Annotated in this window: 15 protein-coding genes; 11 read left to right on the plus strand and 4 right to left on the minus strand. The window is 51.3% G+C overall.

The annotated features are described in order from the left end of the window. Window positions 1-5 precede the first annotated feature (5 nt). The 5 genes from ACJJIN_RS17545 (at window position 6) to ACJJIN_RS17565 (ending at window position 5,736) form a co-directional block, all read left to right on the plus strand. Window positions 6-1,457 (plus strand): TrkH family potassium uptake protein, encoded by a 1,452-nt coding sequence (locus ACJJIN_RS17545; RefSeq protein ID WP_282930546.1) that lies wholly within the window; start codon window positions 6-8, stop codon window positions 1,455-1,457. A 97-nt stretch (window positions 1,458-1,554) separates the two neighbouring features. Then, window positions 1,555-2,586: an efflux RND transporter periplasmic adaptor subunit gene (locus ACJJIN_RS17550; protein WP_444895585.1), complete on the plus strand. Its 1,032-nt coding sequence runs from the start codon at window positions 1,555-1,557 to the stop codon at window positions 2,584-2,586. A gap of 46 nt (window positions 2,587-2,632) precedes the next feature. After that, window positions 2,633-3,328, plus strand: coding sequence for an ABC transporter ATP-binding protein (locus ACJJIN_RS17555; protein ID WP_282930547.1), 696 nt, complete (start codon window positions 2,633-2,635; stop codon window positions 3,326-3,328). After that, window positions 3,325-4,485 carry an ABC transporter permease gene (locus tag ACJJIN_RS17560; protein ID WP_444895586.1) on the plus strand — a complete coding sequence of 387 codons (1,161 nt, stop codon included), beginning with the start codon at window positions 3,325-3,327 and terminating at the stop codon, window positions 4,483-4,485. The genes ACJJIN_RS17555 and ACJJIN_RS17560 overlap by 4 nt, the downstream gene beginning before the upstream one ends. 63 nt (window positions 4,486-4,548) lie before the next feature. Beyond that, window positions 4,549-5,736 carry an ABC transporter permease gene (locus ACJJIN_RS17565; protein ID WP_444895587.1) on the plus strand — a complete coding sequence of 396 codons (1,188 nt, stop codon included), beginning with the start codon at window positions 4,549-4,551 and terminating at the stop codon, window positions 5,734-5,736. A 33-nt stretch (window positions 5,737-5,769) separates the two neighbouring features. Here the strand turns inward: ACJJIN_RS17565 and ACJJIN_RS17570 are convergent, their stop codons facing one another. Continuing rightward, window positions 5,770-6,657, minus strand: a complete 888-nt coding sequence (locus tag ACJJIN_RS17570) for a lysophospholipid acyltransferase family protein (protein ID WP_444895588.1) — start codon at window positions 6,655-6,657, stop codon at window positions 5,770-5,772. A 159-nt stretch (window positions 6,658-6,816) separates the two neighbouring features. Here ACJJIN_RS17570 and glyQ point away from each other — a divergent pair, with 159 nt between their 5' ends. The 4 genes from glyQ to ACJJIN_RS17590 all read left to right on the plus strand — a co-directional run bounded on the left by glyQ (window position 6,817) and on the right by ACJJIN_RS17590 (window position 13,748). Continuing rightward, window positions 6,817-7,773, plus strand: a complete 957-nt coding sequence (gene glyQ / locus ACJJIN_RS17575) for a glycine--tRNA ligase subunit alpha (RefSeq protein WP_282930551.1) — start codon at window positions 6,817-6,819, stop codon at window positions 7,771-7,773. Continuing rightward, window positions 7,773-9,854, plus strand: a complete 2,082-nt coding sequence (glyS, locus tag ACJJIN_RS17580; protein ID WP_444895589.1) for a glycine--tRNA ligase subunit beta — start codon at window positions 7,773-7,775, stop codon at window positions 9,852-9,854. Before glyQ ends, glyS begins: the two co-directional genes overlap by 1 nt. Window positions 9,855-9,910: 56 nt before the next feature. Then, the gene (gmhB, locus tag ACJJIN_RS17585) at window positions 9,911-10,462 is read left to right on the plus strand and encodes a D-glycero-beta-D-manno-heptose 1,7-bisphosphate 7-phosphatase (RefSeq protein ID WP_444895590.1); all 552 of its coding nucleotides are present in this window, start codon (window positions 9,911-9,913) and stop codon (window positions 10,460-10,462) included. A gap of 304 nt (window positions 10,463-10,766) precedes the next feature. Beyond that, entirely contained in the window at window positions 10,767-13,748 is a 2,982-nt protein-coding gene (locus ACJJIN_RS17590) for a S8 family serine peptidase (protein ID WP_444895591.1), read from the plus strand. Window positions 13,749-13,814: 66 nt separating this feature from the next. Here the strand turns inward: ACJJIN_RS17590 and ACJJIN_RS17595 are convergent, their stop codons facing one another. Continuing rightward, the gene (locus tag ACJJIN_RS17595) at window positions 13,815-15,089 is read right to left on the minus strand and encodes a serine hydrolase domain-containing protein (protein ID WP_444895592.1); all 1,275 of its coding nucleotides are present in this window, start codon (window positions 15,087-15,089) and stop codon (window positions 13,815-13,817) included. A gap of 428 nt (window positions 15,090-15,517) precedes the next feature. On the opposite strand from ACJJIN_RS17595, the gene ACJJIN_RS17600 reads away from it, so the two are divergent. Then, window positions 15,518-16,468: an IS5 family transposase gene (locus ACJJIN_RS17600; RefSeq protein WP_444895593.1), complete on the plus strand. Its 951-nt coding sequence runs from the start codon at window positions 15,518-15,520 to the stop codon at window positions 16,466-16,468. A gap of 218 nt (window positions 16,469-16,686) precedes the next feature. On the opposite strand, the gene ACJJIN_RS17605 is transcribed toward ACJJIN_RS17600, so the two are convergent. Beyond that, a complete protein-coding gene (locus ACJJIN_RS17605; protein ID WP_444895594.1) occupies window positions 16,687-17,682 on the minus strand; it encodes a GlxA family transcriptional regulator in 996 nt (331 codons plus the stop codon). A 273-nt stretch (window positions 17,683-17,955) separates the two neighbouring features. On the opposite strand from ACJJIN_RS17605, the gene ACJJIN_RS17610 reads away from it, so the two are divergent. After that, window positions 17,956-19,143: a class I SAM-dependent rRNA methyltransferase gene (locus tag ACJJIN_RS17610; RefSeq protein ID WP_444895595.1), complete on the plus strand. Its 1,188-nt coding sequence runs from the start codon at window positions 17,956-17,958 to the stop codon at window positions 19,141-19,143. A gap of 71 nt (window positions 19,144-19,214) precedes the next feature. Here the strand turns inward: ACJJIN_RS17610 and ACJJIN_RS17615 are convergent, their stop codons facing one another. Then, complete coding sequence (locus tag ACJJIN_RS17615; RefSeq protein ID WP_444895596.1) at window positions 19,215-21,395, minus strand: TonB-dependent receptor family protein; 2,181 nt, start codon at window positions 21,393-21,395, stop codon at window positions 19,215-19,217. Window positions 21,396-21,501 lie beyond the last annotated feature (106 nt).

Here is a 21,501-nt window from a genome sequence, read left to right on the forward strand (position 1 = left end):
CGCCAATGCGAATTGCGGTAATTGCGCGAGTTTTTGGAATTCTCTTGACGGTGTTCAGCCTGACTCTGCTGCCGCCGATTGGCGTATCCCTATGGTATGAAGATGGTACTCACAGCGCATTTGTCGCAGCCTTTGTCATCACTCTGATCACCGGCCTGTTCATGTGGCTGCCAGTGCACGATTTGCGCGAAGACCTGCGCACCCGGGACGGGTTCGTAGTGACATCTTTGTTCTGGCTGGTACTGGGCAGCTTCGGTGCCCTGCCCTTTATTATCAGCCCACAGCCTGACTTGAGTATCACCGACTCTATTTTTGAATCCATCTCGGGGCTAACAACCACCGGCGCCACAGTGATTACCGGGTTGGACTCACTGCCTCCTGCCATTCTCTACTACCGCCAGCAGTTGCAGTGGTTTGGCGGTATCGGCGTAATTGTTATCGCCCTGGCCATCCTGCCGATGCTGGGTATCGGTGGTATGCAGCTGTATAAGGCAGAAATTCCCGGCCCGGTAAAAGATACCAAATTGACTCCACGTATTGCCGAGACAGCACGGGCACTAATTGTTATTTATGTGATTCTTACAATCCTCTGCGGCATCGGCTACTGGTGGGCCGGCATGACGGTATTCGACGCCGTTGGCCATGCGTTTTCCACTGTGGCCAATGGAGGCTTCTCCACCCACGATGCCAGTATGGGATTCTACGCCCACAACCGCGCGATCATGATTATTTGTATCGTGTTTATGTTTACTGCTGCCATTAACTTTGGTCTGCATTTCTTCGCTTTTCGCAACAGGACCCTCAGCCACTATTGGCGCGACTCAGAATTCCGCTTCTACGTTATGCTGATTCTCGGTGCCGGCCTGCTGATCAGCTGTTACCTGTGGATATTGAATATCTTCTCCCCCGGCAACAGCCTGCTACACGGTTTCTTCCAGGTGGTCTCGATCAGCACCACTGCCGGCTTCGCCTCGGAAAATTTCTCAGCCTGGCCAGTATTCTTACCCTACGTCCTCTTGCTGTTAGGTATTCTCGGTGCCTGCGCCGGCTCAACCTCGGGGGGCATTAAGGCGGTGCGCGGTATGCTGATTATGAAGTCCGGTATGCGCGAGCTGAATCGCTTGGTACACCCGAATGCGGTTATCCCTATCAAGATCAACCGCAAAATTGTCCCCGATCGAGTTACCGACGCTGTGTGGGGCTTCTTTGCGGTCTATGTTTCATCCTTTTTTATCCTCGCCATTATCGTCATCGCCACCGGTGAGGACTTTGTCACCTCCGTTACGACAGTAGCCTCCTGCCTGAGTAATATCGGCCCCGCCCTCGGCGAAGCCGCTGCCCACTATGGTGCGGTTAATGAAGTCGCCAAATGGTTTCTTATCCTGGCGATGCTGATGGGACGCCTGGAAATTTTTACTCTGCTAGTACTACTTACCCCGGCTTTTTGGCGCCACTAACGACACAAGATGTCATGGCCACGCTAACGCGTGGCAATATTTTTTAATTTCTGCCACAGTTGCTGTTTACAGGAAGTAACTAATAAAAACAGGCTGTATGAGCAGAGATACTAGTGCGCTGCTCGGTCAACTCAAAATTGATCGGGAAACAGCGCCCGAACCCAGTTCCCCATCGCGCAAAGTTATATTGGCGGCATCTGTCGGCCTAGTTACTGGCATAGTTATAGGCCTTGCCGGCGCTTCTCTATTTGCAGAAGACAGTACACCAGTGCTCCCCCAAAGTAGCGAACCTCAAGCCAAGACTCTCAGCTTGATTCCCAGGGAGGAAAAATTTCACGAGACCATTCTCAATGCTTCCGGCTATATCACACCGAGGCGCATGGCTACGGTCTCTGCTGAAGTAATGGGCCTGATCAGTAGTGTGGATGTCGAAGAGGGAATGCAGGTCGAGGAGGGGCAGGTTCTGGCCCGCTTGGATGATGCCAAAGCTCGGGTCGCGCTGGATTTTGCCCAGGCACAAATTCAAGTGCTTCAAGCCAAGGAAGCGAGTATTCACGCGAAGTTAAAAGAGGCTGAACGCCAATATCGGCGTTTTGCCGGACTTCGAGATAAAAATTATTCCAGCAAAGCGCAGCTTACCCAAAGTGAATCCTCGGTAGAGGGGTTACGGGCAGACTTAAAAAGTGCCCGCGCCAATATTCAAGTCGCCATTCTTGAAGCTGAGAGGCAGCGAGAACGCCTGGCAGATCATATTATCCGCGCGCCTTTTGCCGGCGTAGTTACGACAAAAAATGCACAACCTGGCGAGATAGTTGCCCCCAGCTCTGCCGGCGGAGGTTTTACCCGTACTGGAATCTGTACCATCGTGGATATGAATTCACTCGAAATCGAAGTGGATGTGAACGAGGCCTTTATTGGCCGGGTTTCTAAGGGACAGAAAGTGAACGCCAACCTGGATGCCTACCCGAACTGGGACATTCCAGCTACCGTTATCGCCATCATTCCAACGGCAGATCGAGCCAAGGCGACTGTCCGGGTGCGAATCGCTATCGATGACAAAGATGCCCGAATCCTGCCGGATATGGGCGTTAAGGTGGGCTTCCTCGCAGGCGAGGCCGCAGCTCCCTAGCAAACACCAATAAAAACACAACAGTATTTATAAGAGGGAATTTGAGATGTCAGAGGAAGTGTTGTTTCAGCTGAAGGATGTCAGCAAAAGTTTTACCAAGGGCAAAGAGACCATTTCCATTTTTGAATCCCTGAATATGGAAATTGATCGCGGTGATTTCGTTGCCATTATGGGGCCTTCGGGCTCCGGTAAAACAACGCTGTTAAATATGTTGGGCGGCGTCGATCAACCCAGCGGTGGAGAGATATGGTTTGACAGCGAGCGCATTGACTCCCTCAATGAAGGCGCCCTAACCCGCTGGCGAGCGAGAAATATTGGGTTTATTTTCCAATTTTACAATTTAATGCCGATGCTCAATGCGCAGCGCAATGTAGAGCTGCCGCTACTGCTGACAAATCTCTCCAAATCCCAGCGCCGCCACAACGTGGAAACCGCACTGGCCCTGGTGGGATTAAGTGATCGGGCAAAACATATGCCCAGTGAAATGTCCGGCGGGCAACAACAGCGTGTTGCCATCGCTCGCGCCATCGTTTCCGATCCAAAACTGATTCTGTGTGATGAGCCCACTGGTGACCTGGATCGGGCCACAGCAGATGAAATACTGGAAATGCTGCAATTGTTAAACCGCGATCACGGCAAAACCATCGTGATGGTTACCCATGATCCCGCGGCTGCAAGATACGCCAAGCGCACCCTGCATCTGGATAAAGGACAATTTGTGCAGAGGGAAATAGTGGCATGAGTGATTTTTATTTGGTTTTTAAAAATATGACAAGGAAGCCCTTGCGGCTATTCCTTACTTGCTTTGCTATTTTTATCGCCTTCTTGATTTTCGGTGCGGTTACCAGCCTCAAGTCCGCATTAAATTCCAGCGTGGAATTATCCGCCGATAATCGTCTGGTGGTATTCAATAGAATTAACTTTACCCAGTCACTACCCATTGCCTATGTGCAAAAGGTTGCAGCCGTCGAGGGAGTGAAACATGTAACTCATCTCAACTGGTTTGGCGGTTATTTTCAGGAACCCAGCCGGCAGGTCGTTTCAATGGCTGTAGATCCAGAATCCTATTTAAAAGTCTATGAAGAAATTGTTATTCCCGAGGAACAAAAGCAGGCTTGGTTTAACAATCGGCAAGGGGCCTTGGTTGGGGAAAAACTCGCGCAGATTTACGGCTGGAAAGTGGGCGATAGGATTCCTTTATCCTCCAATATTTTTTCACACAAAGATGGTGGCTACACCTGGGAATTTGTGATTTCCGGGATTTTTAAAGGGGATACGGAACAGTACGATACACGCCAATTATTGTTTCATTATAAATATTTTATGGAGACACAGACTTTCGGTGGCGACTGGATTGGCTGGATGGCACTAACAACCGATGATCCCGCCATCAATGAAAACGTCGCAAAAACTATCGATGACAATTTTGCCAACTCGCAGAGTGAAACCGATACCAGTACCGAGAAAGCCTTTAATAAAGCCTTTATTGAACAAATCGGAAATATTGGCTTAATTATTTTTTCTGTGGTGTTTACTGCCTTCTTCACCATATTGGTAGTGGTTGGCAACACTATGGCGCTGGCTATTCGCGAGCGTACCGGGGAAATCGCCGTATTAAAAACCCTGGGTTTTTCCAGCACCCGTATTTTCCGAATGGTGCTGTCGGAGTCCCTGTTAATTGCCTTTGTCGGCGGCCTTTCCGGCCTGGCCGCAGCTTGGCTGCTGGTCGAAGGAGTAAAAACCTTCCTTGCCCGCTTTTTGCCCAACTTGATTTTGGATGGGGATATCGCCCTGCAAGCCATTCTATTTATGTTGTTGTTGGGTCTGATTACCGGGCTGATGCCAGCCTTTCAGGCTCTGCGACTTAACATAGTAACTGCATTTAACCGACAACAATAAACTGGTACCCCACTGAAACTACACAATGGTTTTCACTGGGGAAACCTTAAAGGAGAAGAAATTATGGGTTCTCTTATTGCACAAATTGTTTCGGTAACCCTGATGAATCTGGGCAGCCTGCGCCGGCGCCTGTGGATGTCACTGGCCATGGTATTTGCCTCGGCAGTTGTCGTCGCAATCCTGCTGGCGTTTCTCGCTATGGCCAAGGGATTTGAGGCGACCATGAGTGGGGCCGGCTCCAGCCAGATCGCAATCCTGATGCGAGAGGGGTCTGCCAGTGAAATCAACTCTGTAATCCTGCAGGACCAGGTCAACCTGATTGCGGAATCGGCCGGTGTTGCCAGGGATACGAACGGCCCGCTGGTATCACCGGAGCTCTACGTTATTGTCGATGGCCTGAAGAAATCCACCGGCACCGAAGCCAATATCCCCTTGCGCGGCCTCAATGAAACCGGCATGGCCATGCGCAATAACATGCGTATGGTGGAGGGGCGTATGTTTACTCCCGGCACTAACGAAATGATTGTTGGTGAAGGGGTATTGCGTGAATTTAATGGTTTCGAAATCGGTAAAGAAGTGCGCTTTGGCAAAAACCTGTGGACAGTTGTTGGGGTCTTTTCCACAGGGGGTAATATATTTGAGAGCGAGCTGTGGGCAGATATCAAAATTATCCAAAGCCACTACAACCGCGGTAACAGCTACCAGTCAATCCGTTTGCAATTGGAGAATGACGGCGATCTCAAGCCCATTCAGGAAACCATCAAACGCGAGCCCCGCCTAAACCTGGAAGCGCAAACCGAACAGGAGTACTTCGCCAGCCAGGGTAAACAGCTGCAATATATCGCTACTTTTGGCTGGATCATCAGCTCTGTGATGGCGCTAGGCGCACTGGCCGGAGCTCTCAACACCATGTATACCTCGGTAGCGGACCGGGCTCGTGAAATCGCCACGCTGCGCGCGTTGGGATTCAGCAACTTCTCCGCGTTCTGCGGCACTATTGCTGAGGCAATGGTTTTAGCCGTTGCCGGCGGGCTTTTGGGTTCCCTAGCTGCTTACCTGTTTTTCGACGGTCTCAACACCTCAACTCTGGGAGGCAGTTTTACCCAGGTGGTGTTCAGTTTTGAGATGTCCCCAGACCTGTTTGTGCAGGGCGCCGTATTGGCGCTGGTGATCGGTTTTATCAGCGGCTTCTTCCCAGCCTGGCGCGCGGCACGCATGCCGGTTGTGGTCGCTTTCCGGCACGCGACTTAAATAATTTTATGGGGGGGCTTCTATGAAGAGCCCCTACTTTTTCTTGCGGTAAATTTTACTCTTGCCTTCCGGCTGTTTCCTGAAGCGCTTGTATTCCCACTGATATTGCTCTGGTGCCTGGGCAATACAGGCCTCCACTCCCCGATTCATCGCCGCCAGGGAAACTTTCTGCTCATCGCTATAAATGGCCTTTTCCGCAGGGACAAATACCAGCTCAAAACCACCTTCAACGCGCTTGCCGAAACCAAACACCACATGGCAGTTGGTGCGCTGAATCAAGTTGTGGGCGAGGGTCATCGTCAGGGCCGGGCGGCCAAAGAAAGGAGCAAAATCACCGCCCATATCCGGCTCCTGATCGGGAAGTATCAGGGCAAAATTACCGGCTTTGAGAGCCTTAAGTAGCGAGCGAACCCCATGTACGTTGGTGGGAACCATCTTGCCACCGGTCACTTCCCGCCCATTGCGAATAACCGGGTCCAAGGCTTCAATTTTGGGAGGCTGGTATAGCACTGTGCAGGGAGCCAGGGTGCCTACATGCAAGCCAAAAATTTCCCAATTGCCCGTATGCGGCATCAGTACAATTGTGCCGGTCCTGCCTTCTTCACTCCCGTCGAGCAAGTGCTGGTTGCGCACTCCCACAATCGCATTCTTACTTTTGGCCCAGGGGGTGTTCCATAGGGCCGCCATCTCAAAGCCGGTCATTGCAGTACTGATCACGCTCTCTCTGGCGAGCCGTTCGCGCTGCTTTGGGTCCATGGCCGGATAGCACAACTCCAGGTTTATACGGCTCAGACGCAGCCCCTCGGAGCGCGTCCACACAGCAATTTTGCCAACGAGTAAACCGAGGCGTCGCGACCAAGACAACGGCAGTTTGCCAATGATTTTCAGTGCCCCTACTGCAAGGCGCCCTTTAATATCCACTGAATTACTTCCTATCCACAAAAGCCATTTTGAGACGGCTATCTAGTTCGAGAATGAACATTGACACCTCCGAAGCGGCTATAGCGCTTTAAGCACAGGAGCCGCTGCCGCTATAATTGCGTCCCTTTGCCCACAGCAGATACTGATCCGGAGATAGCGGTGTCCAAGCAATACGATCTCAGTACCTTTCAGGGACTCATTTTTGCCCTGCAGGATTATTGGGCGCGCCAAGGGTGCGTCATTCTACAGCCTCTGGATATGGAAGTGGGCGCCGGCACCTTTCATCCAGCGACCTTCCTCCGTGCCATAGGCCCGGAAAACTGGAATGCGGCCTATGTACAGCCCTGCCGCCGCCCCACCGATGGCCGCTACGGCGAGAACCCCAACCGCCTTCAGCACTACTACCAATACCAGGTAGTAATGAAACCATCCCCGGACAATATCCAGGAATTGTACCTCGATAGCCTTCGCGCCATGGGCGTAGATCCCGCTGTCCACGATATTCGCTTTGTTGAGGACAACTGGGAATCCCCAACCCTGGGTGCCTGGGGCCTCGGCTGGGAAGTTTGGCTGAATGGTATGGAAGTTACCCAGTTCACCTACTTCCAGCAGGTTGGCGGCCTCGAGTGCTACCCAGTTACCGGCGAGATCACCTACGGTCTTGAGCGTATCGCCATGTATCTGCAAGGTGTCGAGTCTATCTACGATTTAGTGTGGACCCGCAACCCGGATGGCAGCCCCGTCACCTACGGCGACGTTTTCCATCAGAACGAAGTGGAAATGTCCCACTACAACTTTGAACACGCCGATGTGGAGTTCCTGTTCGCGACCTTCGATCACTGCGAGCGCGAGAGCACACGCCTGATTGAGCTAGGCCTGCCGCTCCCCGCTTACGAGCAAGTTATGAAGGCCTCCCACGCCTTCAACCTTCTGGATGCGCGCCACGCCATCTCAGTGACTGAGCGCCAGCGCTATATCCTGCGCGTACGAACCCTGGCCCGCGCCGTCGCACAGGCTTACTACGATGCGCGCCGCGCCTTAGGCTTCCCCATGGCAGATGAAGCACTGCGGGCAGATATTTTGGCGGAAGACATCGAGCAAGAGGAGAAGCAGTAATGGCTCAGGATTTTCTGGTAGAGCTGGGCACCGAAGAGCTGCCGCCCAAGGCGTTACACAAATTAATGAGCGCTTTCGCCGATGGTATTACCCAGGGCCTCAAAGGCGCCGAGTTGTCTTTTGGCGAAGTTAAAGCCTACGCAGCCCCCCGTCGCCTGGCCGTAGCAGTATTCGGTTTGGCAGATAAGCAGCAAGACAAACAAATTGAAAAGCTGGGCCCGGCTGTCAAAGCCGCTTTTGATAAAGAGGGTAAGCCCAGTAAAGCCGCTGAGGGGTTCGCCCGCAGCAACGGTGTAACTGTTGAAGAGCTGGGACGCAAAGAGACCGACAAAGGCGAGCGCCTGGCCTTTATCAGCGAGCAAAAAGGCGCTGAAACCGAATCCCTGTTAGCGGGCATTGTCGAGAAGGCATTGGCGCAACTTCCAATTCCCAAGCGTATGCGCTGGGGTGCGCGCCGCGAGGAGTTCGTGCGCCCGGTGCACTGGCTCGTCATGCTGTTTGGCAACAAGGTAGTCAACGGTGAAGTACTCGGCTTAAAAGCCGGTAACACCAGCCGCGGCCACCGCTTCCACTGCAATCGCGAGCTGGAGATCCACTCCGCCCACGACTATGCACAGGTTCTGCGCGAACCCGGCTACGTAATGGCTGACTTCGCCGAGCGCCGCGAAACCATTCGCGCCCAGGTGATCGCCGAAGCCAACAACGTCAATGGTGAAGCGGTCATCGATGACGATCTGCTCGACGAAGTGACTGCACTGGTTGAATGGCCTGTCGCCCTCACCGGTCGCTTCGAAGAGCGCTTCCTGGAAGTCCCCGCTGAAGCCCTGATCTCCTCCATGAAGGAGCACCAGAAATATTTCCATGTGGTAGATGAAGATGGCCAATTGCTGCCTTTCTTTATCACCGTGTCCAATATCGAGAGCCAGGATGCCGCTCAGGTTATCCACGGCAATGAGCGCGTAATCCGTCCGCGCCTGGCGGATGCTGCCTTCTTCTTTGAGACCGACAAAAAGACCAGCCTGGAATCGCGCCGCGAGAAACTGCGCCAAATCGTATTCCAGCAGCACCTGGGTAGCGTCTACGACAAGACTGAACGGGTAGCTGCCCTGGCCCGCACCATCGCTGAGAAAACCGGAAGCAACGGCGACTGGGCCGAGCGCGCCGGCCGCCTGTGCAAGTCGGACCTGGTTACCGAGATGGTGTTCGAGTTTGCCGATATGCAGGGCATCGCCGGCTACTACTACGCCGAAAACGACGGTGAGCCGTTGGATGTAGCCAAGGCCATGTACGAGCAGTACATGCCCAAGTTTGCCGGCGACGAGCTGCCCGCCAGCGACACCGGCACTGTAATCGCGCTGGCAGATCGCCTGGATACTTTGGTCGGCATCTTCGGCATAGGCCAACCCCCCAGCGGCTCTCGCGACCCCTTTGCCCTGCGCCGCGCCAGCCTGGGGATCATCCGCATCCTCATAGAGAAGCGTCTCGACCTGGACCTGCGCGAGTTACTGGAATTGGCCCGTGACAACTACCCGCGCACCGCCCTGGGTGAATATGACAAGGTGGTGGAACAGACTCTGCAATATGTACTGGAGCGCTTCCGCGCCCGCTACGAAGACCAGGGTATCGCCACCGAAGTATTTATGTCCGTTGCCGCACGCAAGCTGTCGCGCCCGCTGGATATCGACAACCGCGTGCACGCGGTCAACGCGTTTAGCCAGCTGCCGGAGTCCGGTGCTTTGGCCGCCGCCAACAAGCGCGTTTCCAATATCCTCGCCAAGTTAGACAGTGCTGTACCCAACAGTGTCGATGAAACTCTGTTGCAGGAAGAGGCTGAAAAGGCTCTGTTCGCCGCAGTACAGGTTGCCCGCACAGAAGTCGAGCCTCTGTATAGCGATGCGCTCTTCGCCGAGGGTCTCGCAGGCCTTGCAGGCCTGCGTGAAACCGTAGACAGCTTCTTCGACCACGTGATGGTAATGAGTGACGACGAGCAACTGCGCAACAACCGCTTGGCCCTATTGGCCCAGCTGCGCGCACTGTTCCTCGAAGTTGCCGATATTTCCCTGCTGGTTCCTGCCAAGTAATGACTTGCAGAGGCGGGGCATTAAGCCCCCGCCTCGCAAATCAGGGAGATACGAATATGGCAATTATCATTCTCGGCCGCGACGGGGTGATCAACGAAAACCCCGATAAATTCGTCAAATCCGCCGACGAATGGCAGCCCCTGCCCGGCAGTATTGAAGCGCTGGCAGCGCTCAGCCAGGCCGGCCATCAACTGGTAGTAGCCACCAATCAGAGCGGCCTGGCGCTGGGCCAATTTGATCTGGATGACCTGGAAGAAATGCACGCTAAAATGCGTGCTCAGGTGGAAGATGCCGGTGGCGAAATCGCCGCTATTTTCTACTGTCCACACGGCCCTGAAGATAATTGCCGCTGCCGCAAACCCTTGGCGGGTCTGCTGGATGCCATCGAGGCTGAATTTGATACCAGCCTGCACGACTGTTTTTTGGTCGGAGACAAGCTGGCAGATCTTTATCTGGCGTTGGAGAAGGGGTGTAAACCCATTCTGGTAAAAACCGGTGCAGGTGATCAGACGTTACAGCGACTAATCGAGCAGCCGGAACCCCGCCTCGCTAATACTTCAGTATTTGTTGATCTTTCGCATTTTTCTCAGTTTTTATTATCCCCCTAAACCGCTCCCTCTCTCTTTTCGCTAGATGATTCAAGCGACCAATATCTAACCTGGCGCACCATTTTTGCGATCTGTTGTTCAGCTAGGCGCCAATATGTTGAGCTGTATGGCGCATTCCTTTAAAAGCAACTAGCGGGAGGGCGAGCCCATTGTTGTATCAATGATTCGTGCCAAGCCAGGGATGGGTAAGGCTTGAATGACGCTCTGAACATTCCTGTCGGGGGAAAAGGAGTAATGCCCCCGGCGACGAGCTCTTTTAAGCCTTTTGTTGCCGCCTGCACAAAACAATAAAAGGGATACTTCAATGAAAAGAAAAATTCTTACTGCCCTGACAGCCGGTATGTTGTTATCCAACAGTGTATTTGCTGAATCAGCCACAAGTAAGTTTGCCCCCAGTCAGGAAAAACCAAAAAAAGTTTACATTGTTCAACTGGACAGCGAACCTCTGTCCTCCTATAGCGGTACCATCCCCGGCTTATCGGCCACCAAACCGACTAAGCGTGGCAAAATTGACCCCCAAAGCAGTAGCTACCAACACTATTCCAATTTCCTCCGGTCGCGGCGGGAACAAGTTCTATCCACCGTTCCCAGCGCACACACTATTCATGAATACGACACCGCTTTTAATGGCTTCGCCGCCGTAATGAGTGAAAAGGAAGCGGCAGCTCTGCGCGGTCGCGCCGACGTTAAAGGTGTTTGGGAAGATGAATTACTAAAGCCCCATACTGACTCCACTGCGGACTTCCTCGGCATCACAGATATGCCCAGTCCATGGCTTTGGGGGATTACAGGTGAGGATATTGTTGTAGGTGTTATCGACACGGGGATCCACCCTGAACACCAGAGTGTCGCAGATATAGCTACACCGTTACAGGGCAACCTGGGGCCCCAAGTTCCCTACGGTTCAATACCCGACAGCTTTACTGGTGACGGTTGTGAATTTGGTAACAGTGACCAAAACCCCAACGACGCTGCGTTTACCTGTAACAATAAGCTGGTTAAGGCCAAGTCATTTTCCGATGCCTTCCTGACCAACAACGAATTGGCAGATTACGAATTCCTGTCAGCCAGGGATGCAGACGGGCACGGTACTCACACCGCGACTACTGCCGCCGGTAACTATGGCGTTACCACCCCGGATGGAAAAACCCTTACTGGCATGGCGCCACGAGCCCGCATCGCGGTGTATAAAGTGTGCTGGGATGCTCCAGACCCCGACGATAGTGGTTGCTCGTCCGCCGACTCCATGGCGGCAATTGATGAAGCCGTGGCCGATGGTGTGGATGTTATTAACTTCTCGATAGGTGGCGCCAGTACCACCTTTAGTGGTGCCGATGACATCGCATTTTTATTTGCCGCCGATGCCGGCGTTTTCGTCGCCACATCTGCCGGTAATAACGGACCAGGCCCAGAGACCATGGGAACCCCTTCAGGGGTTCCTTGGATAACCGCAGTCGGCGCCTCTGAAGATGACCAGAGCTTCGGCTTAGCCCTACAAGTATCCTCACCAGAGTCGGTTTCCGGCACTTACGAAGGACGCGAGGGTAACGGCACAGTAAGTCTGGAGGAGGTTGGAGCAGTCTCTGCTGAGGTTGTTCTCAGCGAGCCGTTAGAAGCTTGTAGCGAAGTCACTAACAGCGAGTCTTTGGAGGGCAGTATTGCTCTGGTAAGACGTGGGGGTTGCTCCTTTACCGATAAATATAACAATGCTGCCGATGCCGGAGCCTTGGCTATCGTCGTTTACAACGATGGTACTGCAGACGATCGCATCAACCCGATTTCCATGTCAGCCCCTGATACCCGTATCCCCGGAATGATGATCTCGTACTACGAGGGCGAAACTCTCGCAGCCAGTAGCGAAGTTTCTGGGGTTATCGATCCATCTCAATTGATCCCCAGGGAAGACCGCGTCGCAAACTTTTCATCTCGCGGCCAGAACGGCGGAGCTCCGGATATTATCAAGCCGGATATCAGTGCCCCGGGAGTTGGCATTATCGCGGGGATTTCTCCAGTGTTAAGCGGAGGAGAACTATTCGGAGCCCTCAGTGGAACTTCTATGGCCAGTCCCCATGTCGCCGGTGTAATGGCCATGCTGAAACAGGCCAACCCCCACTGGAGCCCGGCAATGGCCAAGTCCGCATTGATGACGAGTGCACGCAATGACCTGCGCAAGTCTTACGGACTAGCAGATGCAACACCATTTGATATTGGTGCCGGTGCCATAGTGCCCCGTGACGCCTTTAAACCGGGTCTGGTTTACGATGCGGGCTTCAATGATTATCTCGCCTTCCTATGTGGCGCTGAACTCCAGCCCGAGATGGTCGATAGCACAACCTGTGATGCTTTGACGTCCCTGGGATACTCTAGCGATTCCAGCGACCTGAACCTCGCTTCTATGGGGGTCGCCGACCTCCTCGGCAGCCAGACCATCAAACGCCGGGTTACTAGCGTCGCTCCCGGACAGCGTTGGTACTGGGCATCCATCAACGCGCCACTCGGTATCGATGTAGATATCAACCCGAAAGTACTGCGCCTCAGGGAGGGAGAGAGTGCTGAGTTTGAGGTGACCTTCACCGCCACAGAGTCCGCCGAAATGAATACTTGGGTCTTTGGTGACCTCACCTGGCAATCCGTAGGCTCCCAGATCAGTGTGCGCAGCCCAATTGCTATTCGGCCTGTTCCTCTAGCTGCACCACAGCAATTAACTGGCAGCGGCACCGATGGCAACCTCGAACTCAATGTGGGCTTCGGCTACAACGGTGATTTCCAGGTGAATGTCACTGGCCTGGCAGAGGGTGAGGCCACTACAACCACTGTTGAAGATGGCGATGTTCAAGTAATTTTCTTTGATATACCTGAAGGAACAGAGCTTGCGCATATCGCTATGTATGATGCCGATGTGGGCGACGGTAGCGGAAGTGACGACCTGGACCTGGAAGTTTATGGCCCAGCGCCAAACTATCCCGAAGTCGGTACCAGCGGCAGCGCCACTTCCGCAGAGTCAGTTTCCCTGGCTAACCCCTCTCCCGGTCAATATGCAGCCGTTGTTGTCGATTATGCGACATCCGCCGGCCCCACCAATTTCAGCTTATTCAATTTTAATCTGAACGGGGACAATGGAAATACCGCAGTGGATGCGCCGGCTCAAGCACAGATTGGCGGAACTGGGGTAGTTTCTTTGGAGTGGATGAACATTACTCCCAATACCCGCCATCTTGGTATTTTGGCTCATGGTGACGGAGAAAAAGAATTTTCCGAAACTCAGGTCATGATTAATACTCAATAGGCCTCACACGCTAATAATTGATGGTAAGAAGTGAAAGTCAAAACCGGCCGGAGTTTGGCCGGTTTTTTATTCGCAATTGAGTGTATTCTGCTGATGAATAAAAGCGCTCGCTATGTCTAGGGATACTCGACCAAAGTCCCAAAAATCTTTTGTCTTTCGATTGATATTCACAGCAACAGAAAGCTGATATTCCGGTAATATCATTAACCAACTCTGACTGCCACGACTAACTCCGCCGTGATTGGCCACTTTTGTTAATCCTACCTCAGGGATTTCTACTTCAGTCACCCGCCAACCCAAGGCATAGTTTTGTTCATTCACTTCACCATTGGCCAATTTTTGTGGCGCCCAAAATATCTCACGGACTCCTGGGGACAAGTAGTCTGCTTTCAGGAACTGAGCCCCCAGTCTCACCAAGTCACTGGGTGTGGAAATAAAGCCTCCCCCCGGCAGGCGATGACTTAAATCCACTGGACGCCATTCCCGCAGGCGAAGGGCACTGCCAGACAAGCCATTACTTTTGTAGAAACGAGCAATATTACGTTCTATATCACCATTCAGTGGCGATACCTCTGTGCTGTTCATTCCGCTAAGCGTAAATACCTCATCATGCATCACTTCCAGATAAGGTTTGTCCTCAGCACCAGCCAAAACGGCTCCCAGAAGCACTGTGCCCAAAGTACTGTAATAAAAATCGGTACCCGGTTCGAAAAGTAATTCACTAGCATCAAAAATTCCCAGAGCCCGATACATATCCTCATAGTGAACATCCAGTGCCAGAGTTTGATACAACCCCAGCCAATCGGAGTTCTTTTTATAATGTGGCAAGCCAGACATATGGGAAGCCAATTGGCGCGGGGTCATTGACGCCCAATCGGTGTTTGGTAAGGGTTCCAAATAATTTGAGATAGATTTATCCAGATCAATAGCCCCCCTCTGCACCAAACGCGCCAATGCGGTTCCTGTTAAAGCCTTAGAGGTGCTACCAATACGAAAGCGTGTCTCTGTAGAAACAGGTACTTGCTCCTCTAAATCAGCCCAGCCGGCAGCCCCAGCCCAAACTACTGCACCACAAGCAGATACTGCCGCAGAAATTGCCGGAGCACCGATTTTCTCACGATGATTTTCAATTGCTTTAAGCGATTGCCCTGCGGCAAGCTGCAATCCACTATCGGAGAGCTCTTGAGTGGACGGCGCCTTTGTAGGTAGAGCCTGCCACCCAAATGGACTTAACGGCACTGCATTTAGTGACCAGGCATAGAATTGATAAACTGGCCACAACATATAAGTAAAACCACACAGAAGTGTGGCCACGCTCATCAATATGAGCTTACCTCTCATACCCCCTCCGAATTAAACTTTAGGTCTGTTGCCCGATTTAAAAGCAAGCTTGAACAATTAAAAGTGTCGCAGGAGACACATTTACGACCAATTCCGACACGATTTTAGGTCGGCCCTAGGTCTCAAATTTTATTCTATTCCCATGTTTCCTAAGCGGTGAACAATATCGAAATTTATTTTTAGATTTTTCCAAAAAGAAGTATTTCATTGGCAAACTAATAAACTCTAGCGCCATTAGGGTATTCATAGGTTTACCTCCAACTCAGTAAATTTTCTCTAAAGTTGAAAACTAACCTTCAATAAACAATTATTAAAAATTCCGTTTGGGAGAGATTTAAAGAATCATTTACTTTTTAACTAGGGAACCTCTGAATAATTCCAAGCCAATATTGGTAATATTCACCTACCCATCAAGACTACGATGAATTATGCACCAAGTCACCTTTGCCGAAGCAGAATATAAGCTAAAGCGCCGTATAACTCGCCGAGAGAAGTTTCTTTCTCAAATGGAAGCCCTCATCCCATGGCAGCGACTAGAAGCTCAGATCACTCCTTGCTATCCACAAGGCAAACGTGGCCGACAGCCATATCCATTGAGTGTCATGCTCCGTATTCATTGCATGCAGCTATTTTATAATCTCAGTGATCCCGCTATGGAGGATGCACTGTATGAAATTGAATTCATGCGTAGTTTTGCTGGATTGACTTTGAGCGGCCCAATTCCCGATGAAACAACGATTCTTAACTTTCGCCACTTACTGGAGCTCAATCAGCTAGGTGCAGCTCTTTTTGATGAAATCAACAAGCATCTTGCTGAGAATGGCATGGTACTGCGTGAAGGTACGATTGTAGATGCCACTATTATCTCTGCGCCAACTTCAACCAAGAATAAAAAGAAAAAACGTGATCCAGAAATGCATCAAACAAAGAAAGGCAATCAGTGGCATTTTGGAATGAAAATGCATATCGGGGTTGATGATGTGCTCGGAGTAATACATAGCATAGATACAACAGCAGCGAATTCGCATGATGTCACAACTACAGAGCGAGTTCTCCACGGGGAGGAGAAAAGAATCTGGGGAGACTCTGGGTACATTGGTGCGGAGAAACGTGAAGAGTTGAAAGAGCGGGAGGCGGATTGGTATATAGCAATGAAGCCGAGCAAGCTAAAAACTCTTCCAGGGCGTGATGCACTTCGTAAAGCGGAAAAGATCAAGGCGCAGATAAGAGCGAAGGTCGAGCACCCCTTCCGCTACATCAAACGGGTATTTGGTTATGACAAGGTCCGCTATCGGGGACTGGTAAAAAATACTGAGAGGCTGTGCTTACTGGCAGGCTTTACCAACTTAATAATAGGGAGAAAATACTTGGCTGCCTAGGGGTGGTTCGCCTGAAATCCACCTATTGAGGGTTTCAGATGAAAAATTAGTGGACTATTACGCGCAAATTACGCGTTTGTGCGTAATAAAGTGAATTTTTCAAGCAGCTCAGCTTAATTCTGGAAAAATGCTTCGTTGATCAGAGGGTCCCTAGGCTAAATATAAATCTCCCAAATTAAATATTAACAATTGGCTGCAAGTAATTAATAATTATATTTTTAGTGAAAACGCTTTCGATATTCACTCGGCAAAATACCCTTATGCTTTTTAAAGGCTCTTCTCAATTGCTCTTGGGATTGAAACCCACAGAGTTTTGCCACTTTATCCTGTGACTGATTTTGTTCGGAAAATAATTGGCAAGCTCGTTCCACTCTTATTTGCTCTAGAAAACGAGCAGGCGTTACACCAAGTTCTCGTACAAAGCTCCGGGCAAAATTCCGTGGGCTCATAGCCGCTTCCTGAGCCAGCCTCTCCACCGTTATAGGTTTCCTAATATTCTGGTACATCCATTCAATCAAAGTTGCAAAACGATCGCTGTTTATCTGATTTTCCAATCGCACACTAAATTGCTGCTGTCCTCCATCTCTCTTTAAGTAGAGAACAAGAATTCGAGCCAGGTTGAGTGCCAAGCCCCTCCCATGGTCCTCCTCGATCATCGATAAAGCCAAATCAATTCCAGCAGTAATTCCGGCCGACGTATAAACATTATCGTCGCGGACAAAGATGGCATCTGGATCCACTTCTACCTGGGGGAACCCCTGCAACTCAGGAACATCCGCCCAATGCGTTGTAGCACGCCGTCCATTGAGAATGCCTGCGTTGGCGAGCATCAAGGCCCCACTACAGATTGAACCAATACGAGCAACTTTTTTCTGCTGCTCAGCCAGCCACTCCAGAACAGAACTATTGGCACATGCGCGCTGACAGGAGTCCGGTGGCATGCCGCTCACCAACAGTGTGTGAATCCCCTCAGCTTCATGAAACGGGAGGTCTATAAAAACCTTAACCCCTGTCGAAGTCGTAACCGGACCAGACTCAAGTCCCACCAACTGAATATCATAGAAATCCTGGTTGGAACGCCCTTGTTTGCGCAACTGGTCATTTGCCAAGGCAAAAACCTCTAGGGGACCTGTGATATCCAGGCTGGTTGCACCCGGGCAGACCACCATGGCGACTTTCCTAGCTCCATTTTGTGTTTGTTGGTGCTTATTCATCTCGGCAGTTTTCCACAACGGCTGGGGATAAGAATGACTTACAGGCGCCAGATTCTGCCAGTTATAGCCAGCTTAGACACCCTGTTACCCCAAATTGATAGTCATTTTCTCCGGTACTGACGTATAAACTTTGACGGATATGAGTAACCCTCGGGTGACTATTGGTTCTTAAAGCTCCGAACGAGCCATACATCAGCTTGCAGGCTTGACCTTCACTTAGCTGTCCGCACAATTGGCCCCTAATTTGTACACATCAACGGAGATCCCCTTTTGGTGGAGTTAATACTGAATCGAGGCGCAGAGCGCCGACTCAAGCGTGGCCACCTATGGATTTACAGCAATGAGGTGGACACTAAGCGCTCTCCATTAAAGGGAATTGATGCGGGTAGTCAGTGCCAAGTTCACGATAGCCAGGGCAAGCTGCTCGGCACAGCCTTTGTAAATCCGAGCCAACTTATTTGTGGACGAATAGTCAGCCGCAATTCTGACTTTTCCACAGATACTGTTTGTGAGCGCATACAAACTGCATTTGAACAGCGCCAGCGGTACTTTTCCCACCCCAGCTACCGGATGGTATACGGTGACTCTGACTGGCTTCCGGGCTTGGTAGTGGATAGGTTTGGGGATTATTTAGTAGTCCAGGTCAGCAATTGGGGAATGGAGCGCTACCAACAAACGATTGTGGATAAGTTGGTGGAGATGGTTAACCCTAAAGGCATCCTGCTGCGCAATGATCATCAGGGGCGCGCAGTTGAAGATATGCCGCTGGTACACACCGTAGCCTTTGGAGATGTACCCGAGATGGTCCCGTTCGAGGAGAACGGCGTTCCACTTCTGGCTCCGGTACACCAGGGGCAGAAAACCGGTTGGTTTTACGATCACCGGGAAAACCGCAGGCTATTGAATCGCTGGGTCAACGGCAAAAAAGTATTAGATCTGTTTTCCTACGCGGGCGGTTGGGGTATTCAGGCACTGGCCAATGGTGCGGCAGAGGTAGTGTGCGTAGACGCCTCACAGCAGGCCTTGGACTGGTGTTTGCTCAATGCGGATCACAATGGATTCGCCGACAAGCTCAAAACCATCCAGGGTAAAGCACTGGATGTCCTCAAAGGGTTGGTCGCAGAGGGGGAGAGGTTTGATGCGATTGTGCTCGACCCACCCGCTTTTATTAAGCGGAGGAAAGATCATAAAGCCGGCTTGGCGGCTTATCGCCATATCAATGAACTCGCAATGCGTTTGTTGGCAAAGGATGGGCTGTTAGTAAGCGCTTCCTGCTCTATGCATCTGCAATCCGATGAGCTTCTCGACTGTATCCGTGGCGCCGCTCACCGCTTGGGACGTCCAGCCTCAATTCTGGCCAGTGGTGGTCAAGGGGCCGATCACCCTGTGCATCCAGCAATTCCGGAAACCAACTACCTAAAAGCTCATTTTGTACATCTCGGGGGAAACACCAATAAGTAGGTGCTCATGAACCCCACAAGGCCCCGGTAATGACCGGGGCCTTGTTCTCAGATCGATGAGCCTACTTCAGGTCAAAAGACATACTTCATGCCTAAAGTAGCAGTGCGGGGTCTGTTTGCACGGGCGCCATCTGGACTGCGACTAATAATAACCTGCTCATCCAACAGATTATCCACTTTCAGGTAACCGGTCAGGTCATCCATGAAATCATAATGCGCAGCAGCATCTACAACCCAAAGTGACTCGGTATAATCAAATTGGTCGGTATCTCCCCGGTTGCATTGGGTATTAACACACATCTCGTCCTGATAAGCTGCAGTCAGGTACAAACGCCAAGCAGCGCCGCTATCCAGACCCGCAGATATCGCAAAGACATTTTCTGGGAGGTATTCGAGGTTGTCGCCGGCAAGCAGGTCATTACCGTCACTATCTTCACTGATTTCTGCATCAGTAAAGGTATAGGTTGCCCGCACCGGTAGTATCCAACCGTTTGTGAGCATCCACTCACTTCCAAACGTAGCTTCCAGCCCTTTGATTTCTGTTTCACCCAACTGGTAGGTACCACTCTCGGCACCATTGGGACATTTCACCGCCACCGAACAGTTTTGCACAGCATTTTCATAGTCACTGTAGAAGGCGATCAATTCAGCATTCAGGCTTCCGTTATCGAAGCGAGCACCCCATTCATAGTTTGTGGATAACTCCGGCCCCTGGCCATCGGCTGCACCTGCGCCGGGAGGGGCGAAGCCACGGTGCACACCTGCCAGCAGGCTCCACTGTTCGCTTGCCTGGTAAACAAGTCCCAAACCTGGCAGCCATTCATCCACCTGATTGGTGCGATAACTGCCCTTCTCGGTACGCTCGGCGTCGTTATAACGCTGCTGCTCGGTCTCTATATCCTCGTAACGAAGAACAGCAGTGAGAGTCAGCTTATCGCTCAGCTGGATATCGTCGTAGATAAAGAACGAAGTTGCATCCGCTTCTTCAACACGGTTATTGCTGCTTTCTTCAGCGGTATCGGGAATATCTGTGCTCAGATACACCAATTTGCCATTAACCTGCTCATAGTTTTCCACAGGCTGGAATCTATCCACCTCATCTCGATGCTGGCGCACTCCAAAGGACAGCTCATGACTAACGGAAGCAGTATTAAATCGCCAATCGGCACTGATCTGCAGGCCCTTGGCCTCGTACTCACGATTGTTGTGCTTAACACCAAAGGTGTAATCTTCAGTGCCATCCAAAACCGCTTGAGGGTCTAAAACTCCATCAACACTGCCGCCGGTATTAACAGCATCTATCAATTCACCCTCGCTGACCTTAAACCAGTCGCGTTTAAACTTGTTGTAGTAAGCCTGGGTATGCAGGGTAAAGCTGTCACTCAGTTCGATACTGTGGTTCAGCTGGATAGTGCTGTGGCGATTCTGCATTTCATCCAGGGCGCTGATACCATATCGACGGTTCGGATCTTTCTTAAAGTCGGCATCCGTTAGGCCCAGATAACTCATGCCAGACTCCTCTTCGGAGTACTGAAGCTTGATATCCAACTGCTGGCGATAAGTTGCGTCTCTATCGGAACTGATACGACCCTTTAATAGATAGTCTTCTTTAGTAATATCTGCGCTGCCGGCACTATCGATTTGTCTGAATCCATCTGCATACTGCTGCTGTGTTTCCAACAACCAGCCAGTATTTTCTGTACTGGCGCCATAATGAGCATGCAAACGGGTCTCACCGAATTCTCCAGCCTCTAGTTGCACCATACCTTCACTGGCAGTGGGAATAGGTGTGCTCAACATATTGACTGCACCACCCACGGTGAACGGGCCATATTGCAGAGATCCGGGGCCTTTCAACACCTCAATTGCATTCATGCGGCCCGCACTGGGGAAATAATAAGCTTCTGGTGCAGAGTAAGGAGCCGGAGCCACTAACACTCCATCTTCCATCAAGGAAATTTTGGCGGAGCGTCCCCCTTGGGCACCGCGAATCCCGATATTCGGACGCAATCCGTAGCCATCTTCTTCAAGAATGTAGACCCCAGGAACTGAGCGCATCATGCGATTGATATCTACAAACTCGAACTCGGCTAACTCATCAGCATCAACCAAGTGTGCAGAGCCAGGCAACTTGGAAATAGATGAGGAGTCGCCGATTACTGTTACGCTCTCCAGCTGTTGCTCGGCTAAAGTCGGCGCAGCAATAAGAGTGGCTATCGTAAAGACCAGGGGTGTAAATGGAATGTGCTTCATGAACCCTCCAAGGATTATTAGTAACCTTGAGTCATTGTTTTTATAAATACGAATGATTGTATTTTAACATTCCCATTTCACTTTATTTACACTCTTCTTTTTGCTG

The sequence above is a fragment of the Microbulbifer maximicatervae (SeqCode) genome (genome assembly GCF_052467505.1).

Bases quoted from the DNA above. Each gene is read 5' to 3' on its own strand.
- ACJJIN_RS17560 (WP_444895586.1), top strand. From the start codon at position 3,325: ATGAGTGATTTTTATTTGGTTTTTAAAAATATGACAAGGAAGCCCTTG.
- ACJJIN_RS17545 (WP_282930546.1), top strand. From the start codon at position 6: ATGCGAATTGCGGTAATTGCGCGAGTTTTTGGAATTCTCTTGACGGTG.
- ACJJIN_RS17555 (WP_282930547.1), top strand. From the start codon at position 2,633: ATGTCAGAGGAAGTGTTGTTTCAGCTGAAGGATGTCAGCAAAAGTTTT.
- glyS (WP_444895589.1), top strand. From the start codon at position 7,773: ATGGCTCAGGATTTTCTGGTAGAGCTGGGCACCGAAGAGCTGCCGCCC.
- ACJJIN_RS17590 (WP_444895591.1), top strand. From the start codon at position 10,767: ATGAAAAGAAAAATTCTTACTGCCCTGACAGCCGGTATGTTGTTATCC.
- gmhB (WP_444895590.1), top strand. From the start codon at position 9,911: ATGGCAATTATCATTCTCGGCCGCGACGGGGTGATCAACGAAAACCCC.
- ACJJIN_RS17595 (WP_444895592.1), bottom strand. From the start codon at position 15,089: ATGAGAGGTAAGCTCATATTGATGAGCGTGGCCACACTTCTGTGTGGT.
- ACJJIN_RS17605 (WP_444895594.1), bottom strand. From the start codon at position 17,682: ATGAATAAGCACCAACAAACACAAAATGGAGCTAGGAAAGTCGCCATG.
- ACJJIN_RS17550 (WP_444895585.1), top strand. From the start codon at position 1,555: ATGAGCAGAGATACTAGTGCGCTGCTCGGTCAACTCAAAATTGATCGG.
- ACJJIN_RS17615 (WP_444895596.1), bottom strand. From the start codon at position 21,395: ATGAAGCACATTCCATTTACACCCCTGGTCTTTACGATAGCCACTCTT.
- ACJJIN_RS17565 (WP_444895587.1), top strand. From the start codon at position 4,549: ATGGGTTCTCTTATTGCACAAATTGTTTCGGTAACCCTGATGAATCTG.
- ACJJIN_RS17600 (WP_444895593.1), top strand. From the start codon at position 15,518: ATGCACCAAGTCACCTTTGCCGAAGCAGAATATAAGCTAAAGCGCCGT.